The 20698-nt window shown below is 65.5% G+C and carries 16 protein-coding genes and 1 other RNA gene; 11 read left to right on the top strand and 6 right to left on the bottom strand.

What is annotated here, in order from left to right; translation table 11 throughout:
- Positions 1–3 precede the first annotated feature (3 nt).
- The 8 genes from EO156_RS11115 (at position 4) to EO156_RS11070 (ending at position 8446) form a co-directional block, all read left to right on the top strand.
- Positions 4–1536 carry an aldehyde dehydrogenase family protein gene (locus EO156_RS11115; RefSeq protein ID WP_016851269.1) on the top strand — a complete coding sequence of 511 codons (1533 nt, stop codon included), beginning with the start codon at positions 4–6 and terminating at the stop codon, positions 1534–1536.
- 518 nt (positions 1537–2054) lie between these two features.
- On the top strand, positions 2055–2339 hold the full coding sequence (locus EO156_RS11105) for a DUF4190 domain-containing protein (RefSeq protein WP_026007260.1): 285 nt from the start codon (positions 2055–2057) through the stop codon (positions 2337–2339).
- 2 nt (positions 2340–2341) lie between these two features.
- The gene (locus tag EO156_RS11100; protein ID WP_015472255.1) at positions 2342–3109 is read left to right on the top strand and encodes a class I SAM-dependent methyltransferase; all 768 of its coding nucleotides are present in this window, start codon (positions 2342–2344) and stop codon (positions 3107–3109) included.
- Positions 3110–3114: 5 nt separating this feature from the next.
- Positions 3115–4170, top strand: coding sequence for a quinone-dependent dihydroorotate dehydrogenase (locus EO156_RS11095; protein WP_005923429.1), 1056 nt, complete (start codon positions 3115–3117; stop codon positions 4168–4170).
- Positions 4167–5219, top strand: coding sequence for a UDP-N-acetylmuramate dehydrogenase (gene murB / locus EO156_RS11090; protein ID WP_016851271.1), 1053 nt, complete (start codon positions 4167–4169; stop codon positions 5217–5219). Before EO156_RS11095 ends, murB begins: the two co-directional genes overlap by 4 nt.
- Positions 5213–6124 carry a DMT family transporter gene (locus tag EO156_RS11085; protein WP_016851272.1) on the top strand — a complete coding sequence of 304 codons (912 nt, stop codon included), beginning with the start codon at positions 5213–5215 and terminating at the stop codon, positions 6122–6124. Before murB ends, EO156_RS11085 begins: the two co-directional genes overlap by 7 nt.
- Before the next feature lie 139 nt (positions 6125–6263).
- Positions 6264–6968, top strand: coding sequence for an aspartate/glutamate racemase family protein (locus EO156_RS11075; RefSeq protein ID WP_016851273.1), 705 nt, complete (start codon positions 6264–6266; stop codon positions 6966–6968).
- Positions 6969–7162: 194 nt separating this feature from the next.
- Positions 7163–8446: an MFS transporter gene (locus tag EO156_RS11070; protein WP_016851274.1), complete on the top strand. Its 1284-nt coding sequence runs from the start codon at positions 7163–7165 to the stop codon at positions 8444–8446.
- A 3-nt stretch (positions 8447–8449) separates the two neighbouring features.
- Here EO156_RS11070 and EO156_RS11065 read toward each other — a convergent pair.
- From EO156_RS11065 to ispG, 3 genes are all read right to left on the bottom strand, one after another.
- Positions 8450–8527: non-coding RNA, sX9 sRNA (locus EO156_RS11065), on the bottom strand.
- 62 nt (positions 8528–8589) lie between these two features.
- Positions 8590–9321, bottom strand: coding sequence for a phosphatase PAP2 family protein (locus EO156_RS11060; protein WP_016851275.1), 732 nt, complete (start codon positions 9319–9321; stop codon positions 8590–8592).
- A complete protein-coding gene (gene ispG / locus EO156_RS11055) occupies positions 9302–10567 on the bottom strand; it encodes a flavodoxin-dependent (E)-4-hydroxy-3-methylbut-2-enyl-diphosphate synthase (RefSeq protein WP_003481991.1) in 1266 nt (421 codons plus the stop codon). Before ispG ends, EO156_RS11060 begins: the two co-directional genes overlap by 20 nt.
- Before the next feature lie 169 nt (positions 10568–10736).
- Between ispG and EO156_RS11050 the strand changes: the two genes are divergently transcribed.
- Positions 10737–11963 carry an ATP-binding protein gene (locus tag EO156_RS11050; protein ID WP_003481990.1) on the top strand — a complete coding sequence of 409 codons (1227 nt, stop codon included), beginning with the start codon at positions 10737–10739 and terminating at the stop codon, positions 11961–11963.
- Positions 11960–12526 carry a response regulator transcription factor gene (locus EO156_RS11045; RefSeq protein ID WP_003481988.1) on the top strand — a complete coding sequence of 189 codons (567 nt, stop codon included), beginning with the start codon at positions 11960–11962 and terminating at the stop codon, positions 12524–12526. Before EO156_RS11050 ends, EO156_RS11045 begins: the two co-directional genes overlap by 4 nt.
- 187 nt (positions 12527–12713) lie before the next feature.
- Here the strand turns inward: EO156_RS11045 and EO156_RS11040 are convergent, their stop codons facing one another.
- On the bottom strand, positions 12714–13700 hold the full coding sequence (locus EO156_RS11040) for a cellulase family glycosylhydrolase (protein ID WP_003481985.1): 987 nt from the start codon (positions 13698–13700) through the stop codon (positions 12714–12716).
- A gap of 446 nt (positions 13701–14146) precedes the next feature.
- Here EO156_RS11040 and EO156_RS11035 point away from each other — a divergent pair, with 446 nt between their 5' ends.
- The gene (locus tag EO156_RS11035; RefSeq protein WP_016851277.1) at positions 14147–16003 is read left to right on the top strand and encodes an EAL domain-containing protein; all 1857 of its coding nucleotides are present in this window, start codon (positions 14147–14149) and stop codon (positions 16001–16003) included.
- 141 nt (positions 16004–16144) lie between these two features.
- Here the strand turns inward: EO156_RS11035 and EO156_RS11030 are convergent, their stop codons facing one another.
- The gene (locus tag EO156_RS11030) at positions 16145–17707 is read right to left on the bottom strand and encodes a sodium/sugar symporter (RefSeq protein WP_005923413.1); all 1563 of its coding nucleotides are present in this window, start codon (positions 17705–17707) and stop codon (positions 16145–16147) included.
- Between the two features lie 256 nt (positions 17708–17963).
- The gene (locus EO156_RS11020; RefSeq protein WP_016851279.1) at positions 17964–20576 is read right to left on the bottom strand and encodes an exo 1,3/1,4-beta-D-glucan glucohydrolase; all 2613 of its coding nucleotides are present in this window, start codon (positions 20574–20576) and stop codon (positions 17964–17966) included.
- Positions 20577–20698: the final 122 nt, after the last annotated feature.

Genomic DNA, 20698 nt, shown 5'->3' with positions numbered 1-20698 from the left:
CCCATGTCCGCTGACCTGCTCAAGGCGCTCGACCTCGCCGCGTCCAATTCCGGTACCTATCTTGGCGAGGCGACCTGGTCGCAGGCCAGCGGCGCCGGGGTGCTGCAGCCGCTCAATCCGACCACCAATGCGGTGATCGCCGAGGTGCAGGCCACCACGCCGGAAGACTACGAGCTGATCGTCCAGCGTGCGCAGGCCGCGTTCAAGGTGTGGCGGACCACGCCGGCACCGCGCCGTGGTGAAGCCGTACGCCTATGTGGCGAGGCGCTGCGTGCGCATAAGGATGCGCTGGGATCGCTGGTGGCGCTGGAAATGGGCAAGAGCAAGCCCGAAGGCGACGGCGAAGTGCAGGAGATGATCGACATCGCCGACTTCGCCGTGGGCCAGAGCCGCATGCTGTACGGCTACACCATGCATTCGGAGCGCCCCGGCCACCGCATGTACGAGCAGTACCAGCCGCTGGGCCTGGTGGGCATCATCAGTGCGTTCAACTTCCCGGTGGCGGTATGGGCGTGGAATGCGTTTTTGGCTGCGATTTGCGGCGATATCTGCATCTGGAAGCCCTCCAACAAGACGCCGTTGACCGCGATCGCCACGATGAAGATCTGCAACGCGGCACTGAAGGATGCCGGCTTCCCGGACATCTTCTTCCTGATCAACGATGCCGGCACGGCGCTGTCGGAGAAGCTGGTCGAAGACACCCGCGTGCCGTTGATCAGCTTCACCGGTTCGACCCAGATCGGCCGCGTGGTGGCAGAGAAGGTCGCCCGTCGTCTGGGCCGCTGCCTGCTGGAATTGGGCGGCAACAACGCCATCATCCTGGACGAAACCGCCGACCTGAAGCTGGCCATCCCGGGCATCGTGTTCGGCGCCGTAGGCACTGCCGGGCAGCGCTGCACCACCACCCGCCGGCTGATCGTGCACGCCTCCATCTACGACACCGTGCTGGCGACGCTGGTCAAGGCGTACAAGCAGCTCGACAGCAAGATCGGCGACCCGACCGACCCGGCAAACCTGATGGGCCCGCTCAACAGCCAGGGCGCCGTTGCGCAGTTCCTGGACTCGATCGCCAAGGCCAAGGCGGCCGGCGGCACGGTCGAAGTGGGCGGCACGGCGATCGATCGCCCGGGCAACTTCGTGCTGCCGGCGATTATCACGGGGCTGCAGAACAGCGACGCGGTGGTGCAGCACGAGACCTTTGCACCGATCCTGTACGTGATGAAGTACCGCACGCTGGATGAGGCGATCGAGCTGCAGAACGGCGTGCCGCAGGGCCTGTCGTCGTCGATCTTCACCCAGAACCTGAAGGCGGCCGAGAAGTTCCTGTCGGCGGCGGGCAGCGATTGCGGCATCGCCAACGTCAATATCGGTACCTCGGGTGCGGAGATCGGCGGTGCGTTCGGCGGCGAGAAGGAAACCGGCGGCGGGCGCGAGTCCGGCTCGGATGCGTGGAAGGTCTATATGCGTCGCCAGACCAACACCATCAACTACTCCGATTCGTTGCCGCTGGCACAGGGCATCAAGTTCGATCTTTGATCGAGGTTGCATGGCGCGCCGGGCACATGCTCGGCGCGCTGCGTGGTCGCAACGGGCCTGCTGCAACGGCCGTCGTGGCGTACCCGACGCACGCAACCCGGCGGTTCTCGCTTTCGCGGCAGCGGCAGCAGTGGCAGTGGCAGTGGCAGCCAGTGAAGCATCGGCGGCTGCAGGCGACGCTCAGCAATCCGGCTCTGTGCAAGTACGCCACGTCTGCGCGAGGCGGAGCGTTCGCCCCGGTGGCACAACGCTGTCGCCACATGGCACCGGCCCGGCTTGAACCCGCCGACCCGCACCGCGCCCGGTCGGCACCACCGAAGACCAGCGAACTGCAGGACGCGTCTCGACCGGCATGACCGACCATGCCCTGCCCGCACGAGCGGCGATTGGAGCCGGTCCCGCCCGCAAAACCAGCCCCGCAACGACGTTTGGCCGCAAACGGCACGCCTTTTGCCCGGCTGCTCTGGGATAATCGTGCAACGCCAGCCTTCGGCTGCCCGCCTTTCAAGGAGTTCATGATGAACGTTGTCGTTCGACAGACCAGCGCCATGGCGATCGTCAGCCTGGTTGCCGGCATTCTCGGCTGGACGCTGATCCCGTTCCTGGGCAGCATCTGCGCCATCATTACCGGGCATCTGGCCCGCGCGGAAATCCGCCGCAATCCACAGGCCCTGGACGGCGACGGCCTGGCCATCGGTGGTCTCATCATGGGCTGGCTGGCGGTGGCGCTCTGGATTGTGGGGATCGCGTTTTTCCTGCTGTTCTTCGGCGGCATGGCCTGGCTTGCGGCCGCCAACAGTTGAGCATGGCCACGCCCTCCTCCGCCCAGCGCTTCAACGACCGCGTGGCGGCCTATGTGCGCTACCGGCCCAGTTACCCGCCGCAGTTGCTGCGCTGGCTGCACGGAGAACTCGGCGTGACGCCCGCAACGGCAGTGGCCGACATCGGCGCCGGCACCGGCATTTCCAGCCGCCTGTTTTTGGAAGCCGGATATGCGGTGACGGCGGTGGAGCCCAACCAGGCCATGCGCGAAGCGGCGCTGCAGTGGCTGGCGGAATTTCCCAAGTTTCAGGCGATCGACGGCACCGCCGAAGCCACCGGGCTGGCCGATGCCAGCGTGGGCTTGGTGTCTGCGGCACAAGCCTTCCACTGGTTCGACATGCAGGCCGTGCGCGACGAATGGGCGCGCATCCTGCAACCCGGTGGGCTGGCGGTGGTGTACTGGAATTCGCGCGAACTGGACAGCACCGCGTTCCTGCGCGGCTACGAGCAGTTGCTGCTGGATTACGGCACCGACTATTCCGCAGTGGCCGAGCGGTATCAGGACGATGCCACCATGCAGGCGTGGTTCGGCGAGGGTTTCCGCGCCATGGCGCGTTTCCCGAATGTGCAGCGGCTGGATTTCGAGAGCTTGCGCGGCCGCCTGCTATCGTCCTCGTACGCCCCGCTTGCGCACGACCCACGTCATGCCCCGATGCTCGCCGCGCTACGCACGTTGTTCGATGCGTATGCGCACGATGGGCTGATCGACTTCCAATACCAAACCCGCGTGTTCGCCGGGAGATTGAACTGACCCGCATGTATTCGCTCGCCCGCCCCTTCCTGTTTTCCTTGGATGCCGAGCGCGCCCACGCGCTGGCGTTGCGCTCCATCGACACCGCCTACCGCACCGGCACCACGGCGTTGCTGGCCAGGCGCCCGGTGCCGCTGCCCACCCCGGCTTTCGGCCTGATGTTCCCCAACCCGGTCGGGCTGGGTGCCGGGTTGGACAAGAACGGTGAGCACATCGATGCGTTGTTTGCGCTGGGCTTCGGCTTTGTCGAGATCGGCACGGTGACGCCGCGCGCGCAGGAGGGCAACCCGAAGCCACGTATGTTCCGATTGCCGGAATACCAGGCGGTGATCAACCGCATGGGCTTCAACAACCTGGGCGTGGATGCGCTGGTGGCCAACGTGCAGCGCGCACGCCGCACGGGAGGCCTGCTCGGCATCAACATCGGCAAGAACAAGGACACGCCCAACGAAGAGGCCACCAGCGACTACCGTTACTGCATGGAGCGCGTGTATCCGCTGGCCGACTACATCACGGTCAACATCTCCTCGCCCAACACCGCAGGCTTGCGCGAGTTGCAGGAAGAACAATCGCTGCGCCGCCTGATTTCCGACTTGCGCGAAACCCAGGAAGCGCTAAGCGCGCAACACGGCAAACGTGTGCCGATGCTGGTCAAGGTGGCGCCGGACCTCAACGACCGCGACATCGATGCCGCCGCACGCGTGCTGGCCGACCTGGCGGTGGATGGCGTGATCGCCACCAATACCACGGTGACGCGCACGCTGGTGGCCAATCACCCGCTAGCTGCCGAAGCCGGCGGTCTGTCCGGCGCGCCGCTGCTGGGGCAATCCACGCTGGTGCTGCGGCGCCTGCGCGCGCGCCTGCCCGAATCGATTCCGTTGATTGGCGTGGGCGGCATCAACTCCGGCGCCGATGCGGTGGCCAAGATGGCAGCCGGTGCGAGCCTGGTGCAGTGCTACAGCGGGTTGGTATATCGCGGCCCGCAGCTCATCGGCGAATGCGTCAACGCCATCCGACGCCGCCGCGAAGCACCCAGCGGCGGTGCGGTGTCGCCGTTATGAGCGATGCAGTGCAGACAGGCTGGCAGCTGAGCGAACAGGCGCCGCTGCGTACGCTCAACACCTTCCATGTCGAAGCCACCGCGCGCTGGTTGCTCAATGTCCACGCGCCTGAGGCATTGCCGCAGGCATTGGCTGCGCCCGAGATCGCCGGACAACCGTTGCTGGTGCTGGGCAGCGGCAGCAATGTCTTGCTGGCCGGCGATCCGCCAGGCTGCGTGCTGTGTTTCGACAACCGCGAGACCTCCATCATCGCGCACCGTGCCGACCACGCCATCGTGCGGGCCGGCGCCGGCGTGAACTGGCATGCGCTGGTGCTGTACGCGCTGCAGCAGGGCTTGTCGGGGCTGGAGAACCTGGCTTTGATTCCGGGCACCGTGGGCGCCTGCCCGATCCAGAACATCGGTGCGTACGGCGCGCAGGTGGGCGACTTCATCCACGTGGTGGAGGCCTTCGACCGGCATAGCCAGCAGTTCGTGCGGCTGGATGCGGCCGACTGCGCGTTCGGCTACCGCGACAGCGTGTTCAAGCAGCAGCCCGAGCGTTATCTGATCGTGGCGGTGGAATTCAATCTACCGCTGCTGCACGAACTGCGGCTGGACTACGCCGGCATTCGCGAGGAACTGGCAAGCATGGGCGCCGAGCTGGCAGGCGCGGCCGATGTGGCGCAGGCGGTGATCAACATCCGTCGCCGCAAGCTGCCGGACCCGGATGTGCTGGGCAATGCAGGCAGTTTCTTCAAGAACCCATTGCTGCCGAGCGGACAGATTGCCGCGTTGCAGGCCAGCTTTGCCGACATGGCGGTGTATCCGGGCGAGCATGCCGGCCAGGGCAAATTGTCGGCCGCCTGGCTGATCGAGCAATGCGGCTGGAAGGGCAAGCGCGAAGGCGACGCCGGCGTGTCGCCCGACCATGCGCTGGTGCTGGTCAATTACGGCACCGCCACGGGCGCGCAGTTGCTGGATTTCGCACGACGCATCGCCGAGTCGGTGCGCGAGCGCTATTCGGTGATTCTGGAGCCGGAACCGCGCATCATCGGGGCGCATTGGTGACGCCAGCGCAGGTTTCGCGGCGAGCCGCGCTGTGGATGCTCACCAGTACCGTCGCCTTCGGGCTGATGGCAATCACCATCCGCCTGGCCTCGAGCACCATTGCCACCGCCGAGATCGCATTTTTCCGCAATGCGTTCGGGTTGCTGGCGTTGTTGCCGTTGATCCTGCGGCCGGGCAAGCCGCTGCCGCGCACGCGGCAATTGCCGCAATACTTCGCCCGTACCTTGATCGGCCTGGCCTCGATGCTGTGCGGGTTTTGGGCGATCGGCCATCTGCCCCTGTCGCAGGCCATCTCGCTCTCCTACTCCACGCCGTTATTCGTCACGGTGCTGGCAGTGGTGTGGCTGCATGAGCAGGTACGGCTGCGGCGCTGGCTGGCGGTGGCGGCCGGTTTTATCGGCGTGCTGGTGATCCTGCGGCCGGGCTCGTCCACGTTCACGCCCGGCTTGCTGATTGCGCTGCTGGCTGCGGTCATCAGCGCCATCGTCGCGATCCAGATCAAACAGCTCTCGCGCAGCGACGACTCCGACACGGTGGTGTTCTACACCTACGTGTTCTGGGTGCCGATGTCGCTGATCCCGGCGCTGTTCCAATGGACATGGCCGCAGGGCATCGGCTGGGTATGGCTGGTGGCCACTGGCATCTTCGGCACCGCCGGGCAGTTGTTCTGGACGCGCGCACTCAAGCTGGGCGAAGTCTCTGCGCTGCAGCCGATCAGCTTCATGCAACTGCCGTTGGTGGCGCTGCTGGGTTGGTGGCTGTTCGGCGAGGCGATCGAACGCCACACCGTGATCGGTGCGGCCATCATCATCGGTGCCAACGTCTATATCGCCCATCGCGAAACCGTGCTGGCACGCCGCGCCGCCACGCATGCACCGGTTGAAGGCGCCAAGCCGGGCGAGTGAGCCGAGATCCTGAGCTGCCGGAGCGCGATCTGGAACGTATCCGGTCGGGACGGCCGACATACACTTCAGTCCCCAAGCGCAACGCACGCTGCGTGCCGTCGCTGTGCAACCTCATCCGCTGTCCTGTCATGGAGTTCGCATGCCGGTTCCAAGCAAAACGATCGGTTTGATCGGTGGAATGAGCTGGGAATCCACGCTGCCCTACTACCGCATCATCAATCAGCGCGTCCGCCATGCATGCGGCGGCCTGCATTCGGCGAAACTGCTGCTGTATAGCGTCAATTTCCACGAGATCGAGCGACTGCAGCACGCCGGCGATTGGGATGGCGCTGGCCAGGCGATGGCAGCCGCCGCGCGTGCGCTGCAGGCAGCAGGCGCCGACTTCATCGTGCTGTGCACCAACACCATGCACTGCGTTGCCGACGCGATTACCGCCGCGACGCCACTGCCGCTGCTGCATATCGCCGATGCCACCGCCGATGCGCTCGTCGCAGCGGGCCTCAGCCGGATCGGATTGCTCGGCACGCGCTTCACCATGGAGCAGCCGTTCTATCGCCAGCGCCTGCAGGCACGTGGCCTGGACGTGCTGGTGCCGCCGGCCGAAGCACGCGCGCAGCTGCATCGCGTGATCTACGACGAACTCTGCCAGGGCGTGATCCAGCCCGAATCGCGCGAATACGTCTGCCAGGTCATGACCGAACTCGGCCAGCACGGTGCGCAAGCGATCATCCTGGGCTGCACCGAGATTTCGCTGCTGGTGAGCAGCACCGATGCGCAACTGCCGTTGTTCGACACCACCGCACTGCACGCCGAGGCAGCGGCGCTGGCGAGCGTGTCCGGCTGATTCGCAGCGAAGGCCCGGACGCCTGCGGCAACCGACGCCCGCAGGCGTGTTCGCGCCAGGCCTGATAGGTGCCATCGGCATTTCATCGCCGAAAACGGCGTAGCGACGGCCACGCCCGGCAGCTAGCATTGCCTGCTCGGCGCATCAGCAGGCTTCAATGGCAATGCGCGCCACCCGCGACAGGATGCGACTGCATGACGACCCATGCCCCACCAACACAGCTCACCCGCAGCGATTACAAGACGCTGGGCTTGTCCGCGCTGGGCGGCGCGCTGGAGTTCTACGACTTCATCATCTTCATTTTTTTCGCGAAGGTGCTGGGCGAGCTGTTCTTTCCGCCAGGCATTCCGGAGTGGACGCGGCAGCTGCAGACATTCGGCATCTTTGCGGCCGGCTACCTGATCCGCCCGTTGGGCGGCATCGTGATGGCCCACTTCGGCGATCTGCTTGGCCGCAAGCGCATGTTCGCGCTGAGCATCGGATTGATGGCACTGCCTACATTGGCCATTGGCGTGCTGCCGACTTACGCGCAGATCGGCGTGGCCGCACCGCTGCTGCTGTTGACGATGCGCCTGCTGCAGGGTGCCGCCATCGGTGGCGAAGTTCCCAGTGCGTGGGTGTTCGTGGCAGAGCACGTGCCGGCGCGGCGCACAGGGCTGGCCTGCGGCACCTTGACCGCTGGCCTGGCTGCCGGCGTGCTGCTTGGTTCGCTGAGTGCAGGCGCACTGCATCGTGCGTTTTCTCCGGACCAAATCGCCGAGTACGCTTGGCGCCTGCCGTTTCTGGCCGGCGGCATCTTCGGGCTGCTGTCGGTGTACTTGCGGCGCTGGCTACATGAAACGCCGGTGTTCGCCGAACTGATTGCCATGCGCGCGCTGGCACGCGAAACACCATTGAAGGTGGTACTGCGCGATCACCCGCGCAGTCTGGCAATGTCGCTATGGCTGACCTGGGTGATCGCCGCTGCAGTGCTGGTGGTGTCGCTGATGACACCTACGCTGCTGCAGAGCGCATACGGCTACCCGTCACCGGTGGCGTTGCAGGCCAATCTTCTGGCAGTGCTGCTGCAGGCGGTCGGCTCGGTGGTGGCCGGGGCACTGTCGGATCGTTGGGGCAATGGGCGTGTGCTGCTGGCCGGCAGCGTGCTTCTGGGCGTCAGCGCATGGCTGTTCTACCGCCTTGCGGGCGACCCGTACCTGCTGTTCCCGCTGTATGCCCTGCTCGGCGCTGCGCTAGGCGTGCTGGGGGCGATTCCGCGCGTGATGGTCGAGGCGTTTCCACCAGTGGTTCGCCTGTCCGGCGTGTCGTTCGCCTACAACCTGGGCTATGCCGTGTTCGGCGGCCTGACTCCGCTGCTGGTGGTGATGCTGCTCAAGCTGCACCCGATGGGGCCGGCGTACTACGTGATCTTGCTGGCTTCCATCGGCGCCATCGTTGGCGCCCGGCTATCGCAACGGGAGCGTATCAGTCGCTGGTAGAGCGGCTGAAAAAACCGGGGCGGGCAGTCGTCAGGTGGGCGTGGACGACGCGCCTAGATCCGGAGTGTTCGAGTGGTACCTGCTCGATTCCGAACACCGGTCACGCCAGCCTGGCAGCTGTGCAGTGGTTTTGTTAGCTGCTCTCAATCGGAAAACGGCACGCGCCCGGGCTGCTCTACTACCGTTCCAGCCGGCGTGCGCCAATGCGGCCGCCGCGCGCCGCGGAACATCACCAGATACAGCCCGACCACCCACACCAGCGCGGCCGACCAGCCGCCCAGGATGTCGGACGGATAATGCACGCCCAGGTAGATGCGCGAGATGCCCACCAGCAGCGCGAACACGCTGGCGACACTGGTCACCGGCCAGCGCCAGCGCGTGCTCCAGGCCAGCGCGATGACCACCGCTGCCAGCGTCATCGAGCCCATCGCATGGCCGCTGGGAAAACTGAACGTGCTCTCCGGCGCGATCGATTCCCACAAGCTGGGGCGGTCGCGCTGGAAAAACTGCTTGGCGCCCATGTTGAGCAGCGCCGAGCCACCGAATCCCAGCGCGGCAAACGTGCCCTCGCGCCAGCGCTGCAAGACCAGCAACACCAGCACGATGGCGATATCGGCCGGAATCACGCCGTACTGGTAGCCGGCCTTGGAGATCGCGCCAAAGAACGCATCCAGGCCCGGCGTGGCGATGCTGCGCATGCTCCACAGCAGCGGCTCGTCGAAGTAGACATTTTCCAGCGCGTGGACTTCGTCGGCCAGGTCCACGAACAGGCCCAATGGGAGCAGCACCCCGGCAAACAGCAACGCCATGCGCCACGCATTGCTACGCAACCATCCCTTGAACCCGGCCGGCGATTCAGCCGGCGCGGCGGACATAGGTGCGTTCGACGTATTGATCGATCAACTCGATGAATTCGTACGCGATGTTTTCGCCGCGCAAGGTGACGCTCTTTTCGCCGTCGATGAACACCGGCGCCGACGGTGCCTCGCCCGTGCCCGGCAGCGAAATACCGATATTGGCGTGGCGCGATTCGCCCGGCCCGTTGACCACGCAGCCCATCACCGCCAGGGTCATGTTTTCCGCGCCGGGGTTGGTGATCTTCCACTCGGGCATCTTGGCGCGCACGTGGTTCTGCACCACGCCGGCCAGCTCCTGGAAGAACTCGGAGGTGGTGCGGCCGCAGCCCGGGCAGGCGGTGACCATCGGGGTAAACGCGCGCTGGCCGGTGGTCTGCAGCAGTTCCTGCGCCACCACCACTTCCTGGGTGCGCGACTGCCCCGGCTCGGGGGTCAGCGAAATACGGATGGTGTCGCCGATGCCTTCCTGCAACAGCACGCTCAATGCCGCCGCCGAAGCCACGATGCCCTTGCTGCCGATGCCGGCTTCGGTGAGCCCCAGATGCAGCGCGAAATCGCAGCGGCTGGCCATGTCCCGATATACCGCGATCAGCTCCTGCACGCCGGACACCTTGGCCGACAGGATGATGCGCTCGCGCGGCAGGCCCAGCTCCACCGCACGCTCGGCCGAATCCACCGCCGAGCGGATCAGCGCCTCGCGCAGCACCCGGCCGGCGTCCCACGGGGTGTCGCGTTGCGAGTTTTCGTCCATCAGCTGCGCTGCCAGCGACTGGTCCAGCGAGCCCCAGTTGGCACCAATCCGGACCGGCTTGCCGTACTTGATGGCGAACTCGATCAACTGACCGAACTGCAGATCCTTCTTCTTGCCGAATCCGACATTGCCCGGGTTGATGCGGTACTTGGCCAGCGCCTCGGCACAGGCCGGCTCGGCAGCGAGCAATTGATGGCCGTTGTAATGGAAGTCGCCGATCAACGGCACTTCGATGCCCATCATGCGCAGCTTGTCGACGATGCGCGGAATGGCAGCAGCGGACTCGGCATTGTTGACGGTCAGGCGCACCATTTCCGAGCCGGCGCGCCACAGATCGGCGACCTGCTTGACGCTGCCGGCGATGTCGGCGGTGTCGGTGTTGGTCATCGACTGGACGACGACCGGATGGCCCCCGCCCACGGTCACGCTGCCGATCTTGACGGCCTGGGTGATGCGACGCGGCCAGGCGGTGGCGTCGGCGGGAGGGGTTGGGCGGGTCACGGCATCATGCATCGCGCTATTTTAGCCTGTCCGCCGTGCGCTCACAGCTGAAGCGAGAGGCGCACCGATCTCTAGAGCGTGTGATGTACGTTGAGGTGAGTGCGAAGTGCATAACACGCTCTAGGCCGATGCGACGGTTTGTCGCAGGCCACCGTCTTTCCAAGCGCATAGCATTGCCGTGATGAACAGCTCCGACGCTTCCTTCCTGCGGACCCTCTGCAGCCTGCGCTGGCTGGCCACTGCCGGCCAGGCCGCCACCATCCTGGTCGCGACCGGGCTGATGGGCCTGAACCTGCCGCAGCAACCCCTGTGGGCCGGCGTGGCCGCGTTGGCGGTCTTCAACCTGTATGCGCAGCTGCGCGTGGCGCACCGCGGCGCAGTCAGCCCGGCCACCGAGTTCGGCCACATCCTGGTCGACGTGACCGTGCTGACCTGGATGGTGGGCTGGAGCGGCGGCATCGCCAACCCGTTCGGCTCGTTATTCCTGGTGCTGATTGCGCTGGCCGCATTGGCGCTGCCGCTGAGCTGGGCGATGGCGGTAGCGGCATCGTGCGTGGCCGGTTATGTGATCAGCGCAGCGTTCGGTCTGCCGCTGCCCTACGGCGGCTTCGACCCGCTCAGCCTGCACATGTGGGGCATGGCGGCCAACTTCCTGCTGTCCACCGTGGTGGTGCTGGCGTTCGCGACACGGCTGGCTCTTTCGATGCGCGAGCGCGAGCGCGAAATCTCGACCTTGCGTGAGCGCTTTGCGCGCAACGAAGGCATCGTCGCGCTGGCCACGCATGCGGCCTCGGTGGCGCACGAATTGAACACGCCGCTGGCCACCATGACCCTGCTGGTGGACGACATCGCCGATCAGTGCGAGCAGGGCGAATTGCGCGAGGACCTGGACACCTTGCGCGAGCTGCTGGTGCAGTGCCACGAGCGCGTGCTGGCATTGGCAGCACCTGCCGACAACGGCCATCTGAGCCGCGAGGTGGCCGTGAAAGAAGTGCTGGAACAATGGCGCCTGGTGCGGCCCACCATCGAGCTGCGCCGCAACGAGGACGCGCCAATGCGCCTGATGCTGCAGCCCGGCGTCAGCCACCTGCTGATGGTGCTGCTCAACAATGCCGCCGATGCCGGCGAACGCGCCGGACGCCCGCAGATCGACCTGACCCTGCGCGTGGAACACGACCATCTCAGCGGCGAAGTGCGCGACTACGGACCCGGCTTCGACACCGCGCAAGCGATGCTGCCGGGCACGCTATTCAATAGCGGCAAGCACGACGGCATGGGCGTCGGGCTGGCGCTCTCGCATGCCACCGTCGAACGCCTGCAGGGCGAGTTGTGGATGCTGCCCGCCGAAGGCAGCGGCGCGCGCGTCGGTTTCCGTCTGCCGCTCTCCGACCACGAGGCACTCGCATGACAAGTCCCCCGATCCGTACCGGCCTGCTGGTCGACGACGACACCTTGTACCTGCGCACGCTGCAACGCAGCCTTGCACGCCGCGGCGTGGAAACGCTCACCGCCACCGATGCGGCCAGTGCGTTGTCCACGGCACGCAGCGCGTTGCCGGATTTTGCGTTGATCGATCTCAAGCTCGGCCACGACTCCGGTTTGAGCCTGATCCAGCCGCTGCGCGAGATCCGTGCCGACATGCGCATTCTGCTGGTCACCGGTTACGCCAGCATCGCCACTGCAGTGGAGGCGATCAAACTCGGCGCCGATGATTACCTGCCCAAGCCGGCCAATATCCCCACCATCATGCGGGCGCTGGGCGAAGAGGATGACGACCTGCCAGAGCCGGACGAAGAAGAAAGCGCGCAGGAAATGATGACGCCGCTCAGCCGCTTGCAGTGGGAGCACATCCAGCAGGCGCTGCACGAAACCGGCGGCAACGTGTCGGCGGCCGCGCGCCTGCTCGGCATGCATCGCCGCTCGCTGCAGCGCAAGCTGACCAAGCGCCCGAGCCCGGGGCCGTTACGCTAGCCGTCTCCCCTGTCGCCGGACCCCACGCCGCATGGATGCCGCGCGAGGGCCTGCAGGGACGCGCGTACACGCGTGTCACGCGCCCAGGTGCCGGCACCGGCCCCGCAACGGGCCGCAGTTCGACAGCTTTGCAGTGCGCTTCAATGCGTTTCGGAAAACTACAGGCGCCGACTGCAGGACTTCAATCTCACAGCGGGCCGAACACGCTCGCCCGACGCGAGGTTGCTGCGATGCCATCGGTGCCCAGGATCAAGTTGCGCCCCCAGGTGCTCAGTTGTGCCGCATTCCAGCCGATCGCGATGTCCAGCGACTTCGTACTGCTGTCGTTGCCCGACCATGACCAGCCCATGTAGCCGACGTTGTAGTCGCGCGCGCGGCGCATGATCGCCGCTTCGTCCACGTGCGCACCGCGATGGTCCCCACCGAATTCGCCGATCACCAGCGCCAGCTTTTTATCGTTGAAGGCGCGCAAGTAATTGTTGATCGTGGCATCGCTGCCGAACACTTCGTACATGTGCACGCTGAACATCAGGTTGCGGCGGCTGTCGCGCGCCAGCAGAACAGCGGCGTTGTCGCGCATGTAGAATTTCCAGTCCTGGCCCCAGTTGGGCGCATCCACCATCAAGGCGTGGGTCAGTCCATTCTTGCGCAAGGTGGCGATGGCGGTGGCATGGCCGTTGACCCATTCGCTGGCAGCAAGACTGTTGCCGAACGGTTCGTTGGCGATATTGATGACCACATGGTCTTCGTTGCCGATCAGCGCCTTGCGGATGCCGACCCAGTAATTGGTCGCATTGACCAGATTCGCAGCGGCGGTGTCTTCGCCATAGCCGGTGGTGTCGTGGACCTCCAGCACGGCGATCAAGCCCAGGCTTTTGCAGCGCGCGATGATGCGGGCCACATCGGCCTCCGGTGTGCGCGTCCAGCGGTAGCCGGAACTGAGCACGACGCGCACGCTGTTGGCGCCGGTGGCCGCGATGGCTGCCAACGCCGCATCGGTGCGGCCCGCATACCAGGCATGCGGCAGGTTGACGCCGCGCAGCACCAATGCATTGCCATTGGACTCGCGTAACTGCGTGCCGGACACCGTGAGCCCTGCATGGGCGGCAGACGACGCGGCCAGACCGGCGACGACCAGGAGCGTGCGTTGTGCAAAAGACAGCAATGAATTCACGATGATTCCAAAATAGAAGTGACAAAACCGCGATGGCCAGATTCACAGCACGGGTGAAGACTGTGTCAATTCGTGACACCCATGAGTCGAATGCACATCACAAAAGCAAACATCGGTTAAAGATCATTGGTCGCATGTGCGATGCAGATGGTTGCGTCAACACTGCTGTGGTCAAAAGATGATCGGCAGCGCACGCGAGATATTTAGGCGCTGTCGCCGGACGACACATGCGCCACGCGCGTTGGTGTGGGCACGCATTCCAGCCCCGGCAGACGCCGCATGGCCGCGACAGCGCCGCGCAGATCGCAGTCGAATCGCGTGCGGCGCACGGCTGACGCGGCGACGGTACCGTTCATGAATTCCAACGCGTGCTGCGTCCCGTACTGCAACTGAACGGAGCCAGCCACCGCCGGTCAAGGGATTACGCTTCAGGCCGATACGAGCACATGCCTTCCCTGCCCGCCGCTGCCGAGTCTCTTCTTCCGCCCACGCTCGACGAGTCCACCCGGCTCGAGGTGCTGCGCGGCCTGTGCCTGCTGGATTCGCCGCCAGACCCGGTGTTCGACACCGTGGCCGCGATGGCCGCGTGCAGCCTGGACGCGGAAATTGCGGTGGTCTCGCTGGTGGACGAGCACCGCCAGTGGTTCAAGGCGCGCATCGGCCTGGAAGCGCGCGAAACGCCGCGTAGCCAGGCGTTCTGCGCGCATGCGATCCGCTCGGACGAGGTGATGGTGGTGCCGGATGCGCAACTGGATCCGCGCTTCTGCGACAACCCGCTGGTGCTGGGCCCGCCGTTCATTCGCTTCTATGCCGGCGCACCGCTGAAGCTGTGCGACGGCCATCGCATCGGCACCTTGTGCGTGATCGGCACCAGCCCGCGCCCAGGGCTGGATCAAGCTGCGATCACGCAGCTGGAAGGCCTGCGCGACCTGGCCGTGCTGCGCGTGGAAAACCTGCGCAGTACCACCTACCGCGATGGTCCGACCGGGCTGCCCAATCGCTCGCGCTTTAGCGAAGACCTGGATACCTGGCTGTCGCAACGCGACACTGCGCCGGCGACCACGGCGGTGGCCATCGATGTCTGCGGCAGCGACTACTTCCGCGATATGGTCAAGGCGCTGGGCTGGGAATACGCAGACGGCTACGTCGCCCTGGCGCAGCGTCGCCTTGCGGCCTATCTGCCCGGCGGCACCCTGCTGTATCGGCTGGACCCGACGACCTTCGGCTTCCTGGCCCAGGCGGAAGGCCAGCGTCTGGCCACGCTATGCACCAAGGTCTCCAAGGCGTTCACCGAGCCATTGGAACACCAGGGCATTCCGCATACCGCGGTGGCTTCGATCGGCGCGGTGTCGCTGCAGTCCAGCTACGGCGCCGCCGATACCATCCGCTCACTGACCACCGCGGTGGATATCGCGCGCGAGCGCTGCCTGCCGTGGAGCATGTACGAGCGCAAGCACGATGTCGCCCAGCGCAACACCTTCCGCCTGCTCGCCGCCCTGCCCGCTGCCCTGGACAGCGCCAGCCAGCTGCGCCTGCACTTTCAACCGCGCGTGGATCTGCACGACCACCGCTGCGTAGGCGTGGAAGCCTTGCTGCGCTGGCAGCACCCGATGATCGGCCCAGTGATGCCGTCGGATTTCATTCCGATGGCCGAGAAAACTGCGCTGATCAACCGCATTACCGCCTGGGTCATCGACAACGGCATTGCGCAGGCAGCGCGCTGGCAGCAGCAAGGCCTGGACTTCAACCTGGCCTTGAACGTGTCGGCTGCCGATCTGGATCGCCCCGGTTTTGCCGGCCTGTTGCGGCGCGGCCTGGATCGTCACAAGCTGGACCCGCGCCGGCTGGAGATCGAATTCACCGAAAGCGCGATGATCCGCCACCCCGATCACCTGGCCGAACAACTGGCCGCCATTGCGGCGCTGGGCGTGCATATCGCCATCGACGACTTCGGCACCGGCTACAGCAATTTCAGCTATCTCAAGCAGCTGCCGGCCAGTTCGTTGAAGATCGATCAATCCTTCATCCGCTCGCTGCCGGACAGCCGAACCGATCGCACCCTGGTACCGGCGATGATCCAGCTTGGCCACAGTCTGGGCCAGCGCGTGGTCGCCGAAGGCATCGAATCGGCGGAGGCGTACGCGCAATTGCGCGCCTGGGGCTGCGACGAAGGCCAGGGCTACTGGATCGCCAAACCGATGCCGGCCGCCGCGCTGGAAACCTGGCTAGAAACGCCGTGGCACGAGCAACATGCCGCGCCGGTCAACCTGCTTGCCGCCAGCTTGGCCGCGGCGCGCGTCTAGGCGCAGCCAACAAACCAACCGCGTCCACCACTCGGTGGCGCGTGCGGTACTCGAGCGGCATCTCCCACGCGTGCGCAGTGTCAACGCAGCGCGGCGCGACACCAAGGTGCCACGCCGCGCTGCGTTTCAAGACATCGCTGCTTACCAGAACACGGTGTACAGCACGATCAGAATCGCGATCACGCCGGCGGCGCCGATCTTGAAGCCGAGCGTGGTGCCGTAGGCAACGTCGTTGGTACGGATCAGATCGCGTGCCTGCGTGGCAGGCGTCAGCAGCGACACCACCACCGCCAATACCAGCGCGGCAACGAACACCACACCGATGCGGTCCATGAACGGCAGTTCGGGCCAGGCGAACTTGAGCGCGAACGACAACACCACCGAGCCGATCGCCGCGGTCAGCGCGCCGGCTTCGTTGGCCCGCTTCCAGAACAGGCCAAGCATGAAGATCACCACCACGCCTGGGGTAAAGAAGCCGGTGAATTCCTGGATGAACTGAAAGCCCTGATCGAAGTTGCCCAGCAACGGCCGCGCAGTGAGGATGCCGATCAGCACCGAGGCGGCGGCCACGAGACGCCCCACGCGCACCAGCTGCTTCTGCTCGGTCTGCGGACGGAACTTGGCGTAGAAATCCAGGGTGAAGATCGTCGCCACCGAATTGATCTTCGAGGCCAGCGAGGCCACGATCGCCGCAACCAACGCGGCAAACACCAGGCCCAGGATGCCGGTCGGCAACAACTGCATCATGGTCGGGTAGGCCTGGTCGGGCTTGGCCAGATCCGGCGCCAGCACCACTGCGGCAATGCCCGGCACCACGATCACCAACGGCATCAGCAGCTTCAGGAACGCGGCGAACACCATGCCCTTTTGCGCCTCGCCGATGTTCTTGGCGGCCAGCGCGCGCTGGATGATGTACTGATTGAAACCCCAGTAGCTGATGTTCATCACCCACAGCCCGCCGAGCAGCACGCTCAGGCCCGGCAGATCCTTGTAGAACGGGTTGTCCCTGGTCAGGATCATGTGGAAGTGCTCGGGGTGCGCAGTCCACAGGTGCTGGAAGCCGGCCAGCACGCCGGCACCGTCGCCAATGCGCGCCAGGGTCAGCCCCGCCACCAGCAGGCCGCCCAGCACCAGCAGGGTGACCTGCACGATGTCGGTCAGCGCCACCGCCTTCAATCCGCCATACAGCTGGTAGACCAGCGCGAACACGCCGATCAACGCCAGCGCCAGGGTCTGGTCCATGCCGGTGACCTGGCTGACCGCGATCGATCCCAGCCACAGGATCGAGGTGAGATTGACGAACACGTACAGCAGCAGCCAGAACACCGCCATCAGCGTGCGGATCCACGTGCCGTAACGCTGCTCCAAAAACTGCGGCATGGTGTAGATGCCGTTGCGCAGGAAGATCGGCAGGAAGAACTTGCCGACGATCAGCAGGGTCAGCGCCGCCATCCATTCGTAGGAGGCGATCGCCAGACCGATCGCATAGCCCGAACCGGCCATGCCGATGATCTGTTCGGCCGAGATGTTCGCAGCGATCAGCGATGCGCCGATCGCCCACCACGGCAGCGACTTGCTCGCCAGGAAGTAATCCTCGGCGCTCTTGCTGTGGCCTGCCTTCTCGCGCGAGACCCACTGCGCGAGCACGAAGATGCCGGCCAGATAGACCAGCACGATCACGATATCCAACGTCGCCAAACCCACTGCACTCTCCTGTCTGGCTTTGGGGTGTGCGTCGAACGCCAGACAGGCCTGCAGAATGCCGCCGCAACGCACAGCATGCGCCACGGCAACGCGGCGAACCGCAGCTGCAGGCCATCCCGGCCGATCGACGCACGCGTCCCGCGGCGGCTGATGACACCACCGATCAGGGTGGCCGCTATACCGCGCCGCCAGCACTGGCGACGCGCCTGTTTCATCCGATCTCCTGCAGGCGGGCGTACGCCTGCGGGAATGCTGCTTACTTGACCGGGCAGTCGACGGTGACTTCGGCTTCGTTGAGCGCGCCCAGCGACACCCTGGACACCGACAGGTCCAGCGCGGCAGCGCTTTCGATGCTGGCGACCTGGGTCAGCTTGGTCACATCCGCGCCGGCCACTGCGAAGCACTTCAACGGCACGCCGACCACTTTCCACTGGCCTTGCGGCAGCGTAGCCAGGGTCTTCTGGACGTCGACACGACCACCGCACTTGTCGCCACAGCCCACGCCCAGCCACACCGGCGCGGTCACCGCGCTGTCGCGGCGCAGGGTCAGCTGCAACTGCACATCGCCGTTGCTTTCACGCGAGACGTCCACCGGCTTGGCGGACACCAGCAACACGCTGGAGGCGGTACTGCCGGACCACACCAGACGGCGCGCATCTTCCTGCGCCTTGTGGTCGACTGCGGTCATCTTCAGGCTGCCATCGGACAAGCCCACCGGCAGCGTGGTTGCCGGCATGTTGGCCTGGCCGGCGTTGGACAGCTGCATGGCGATGCCGAGCGCAGGCTTGCCGCGCACGAAGTACATCCCGCCTACCGACTGCTCGCCGGACACGCCGGATTCTTCCGGCAGTGCTGCCAGGTCGCCCTTGTCGGCGTAGGTCAGGCCGAAGCCGAACTTGAACTGCGGGTCGTAGTCCTTCTGGCCGACGTTATTGGCGAACTGCACGGCGGTCTTGGGCCAGGAGAAGCTGAGCTTGCCCTTGAAGTCGTTCTGCACCGAGCCATCGGCCTTGCGCAGCAGCACATCGGCAATGCCCTCGCCTTCGGAGCCCGGCAACCAGGCAGCGACGAACGCGTCGGAGGCGTTGATGTACTGATTCATCCACAGCGGACGCCCGCTCAGGAACACCGCCACCACCGGGATGGCTTCGGCCTTGAGTTTCTTGATCAGGGCCAGTTCGCTTTCGTCGCCCGGCTTGTACAGCAGGGTGGCGATATCGCCCTGGAATTCGGCATACGGATTTTCGCCGAACACCACCACGGCCACGTCCGGCTTGGTCTTGTAGGCGCCATCCACGGCCAGCTCGGCGCTGCCGCCGGCGGCCTTGATCTGCTTGTCCAGGCCTTCCCAGATGGTGGTGCCGTTGGGGTAGTCGCTGCGCTTGGTGCCGGTACCCTGCCAGTTCAGGGTCCAGCCGCCGGACTGCTTGCCCATGTCGTTGGCGCCATCGCCGACCACCAGCACGCGCTTGGTCGGATTCAGCGGCAGGATGCCGGCCTGGTTCTTCAGCAGCACCAGCGACTCACGTACCGCCTGGCGGGCGATGGCACGGTGTTCCGGTGCGCCGAGCAATTCGTACTTGCCACCGAGTGGGCGCTTGGACGGCTTGCCGGCCTCGAACAGGCCCAGGCGCATCTTCACGCGCAGGATGCGGCGCACGGCATCGTCCAGACGCTCGACCGAAATCTGGCCGGACTTCACCGCCGCCAGTTCGGTTTCGTAGATGCCCTTCCAGCTGTCGGCGGCCATCGCCATGTCGACACCGGCGATGAACGAGGCCGGGCAATTCTGGTTGGTGCAGCCCTTGACCTGGCCGTGGCCATTCCAGTCGCCGACCACGAATCCGCCAAAATTCATGCGGCCCTTGAGCACGTCGGTCAGCATGACCTTGTTGCCGTGCATCTTTTCGCCGTTGAAGCTGTTGAACGAGGCCATCACGCTCTGTGCGCCAGCGGCAATCGCAGGCGGATAACCGGCGGCGTGGATATCGCGCATGGTAGCTTCGGACACCTTGGTGTCGCCCTGGTCCTTGCCGTCGGTGGTGCCGCCGTCGCCGACGAAATGCTTCACCGACGAAATGACGTGGCTGCCGTCCAGGAACTGCGGCGTGCCCGGCACGCCCTGTACGCCTTCGACCATCTTGCCGGCAAAGCTGGCCACCACGTCCGGCGACTCGGAATAGCCTTCGTAGGTCCGGCCCCAGCGGTCGTCCTGCGGCACGGCCACGGTCGGCGCGAAGGTCCACTCCATGCCGGTGACGCGGGTTTCGGCAGCGGTGACTTCGCCGATCTTCTTGATCAGGTCCGGGTTGCGCGTGGCGCCCAGGCCAATGTTGTGCGGAAACAGCGTGGCACCGACGATGTTGCTCTGGCCGTGCACCGCATCGATGCCGAAGATGATCGGAATCGCGTTGCCGCCCTTGGAGGTGTCCATCGACGCCTCATAGAACGCGTCGGCCAGCTTCAACCATTCGGCCGGGCTGGCGTTGTACTTGCCGCCCGGATCGGAATTGCCGCCGGCCAGCACCGAGCCGATACGGTACTTGCGCACGTCGTCCGGGGTCATGCTGGCGATATCGCCCTGGATGGTCTGGGCTACCTTCTCTTCCACGCTCATCTTGGCCATCACATCGGTGATGCGCTGCTCCAGCGCCGCGTCCTGCGCGAATGGCCACTTCGGCGACGGCCACTGGTCCGGATGGATGGCGGTCGACGCCTCGGCAGGTGCGGCGGCCGGAGCCGCCTTGCTCGCCTCGGCAGCAGTGTCCTTGCCTTGGCAGGCGGCCAACATCAGCACCGCCGCAGCGGTGGCCAGGCAGAGGGCGCGACGCGCGACGGGCGCGGCGGTACGACGGAGCAGCTTGTCCAAGATTCGTTTCTCCAGGGTGGTTCTCCCACGGCGATGCGTTGCGCCGCAGGCCATTAGGCGGCGTACGCTTGCGTGATTCCCCTACCCTGTCAACAACGGCTGCCCGTATGCCGAATACCGGG

It is taken from the genome of Xanthomonas sp. DAR33341, from assembly GCF_003992815.1.
Taxonomy (GTDB): domain Bacteria; phylum Pseudomonadota; class Gammaproteobacteria; order Xanthomonadales; family Xanthomonadaceae; genus Xanthomonas; species Xanthomonas cissicola.
Note: the sequence above shows the minus strand (reverse complement) of the source record. Positions and strands in the feature narration are given on the sequence as shown.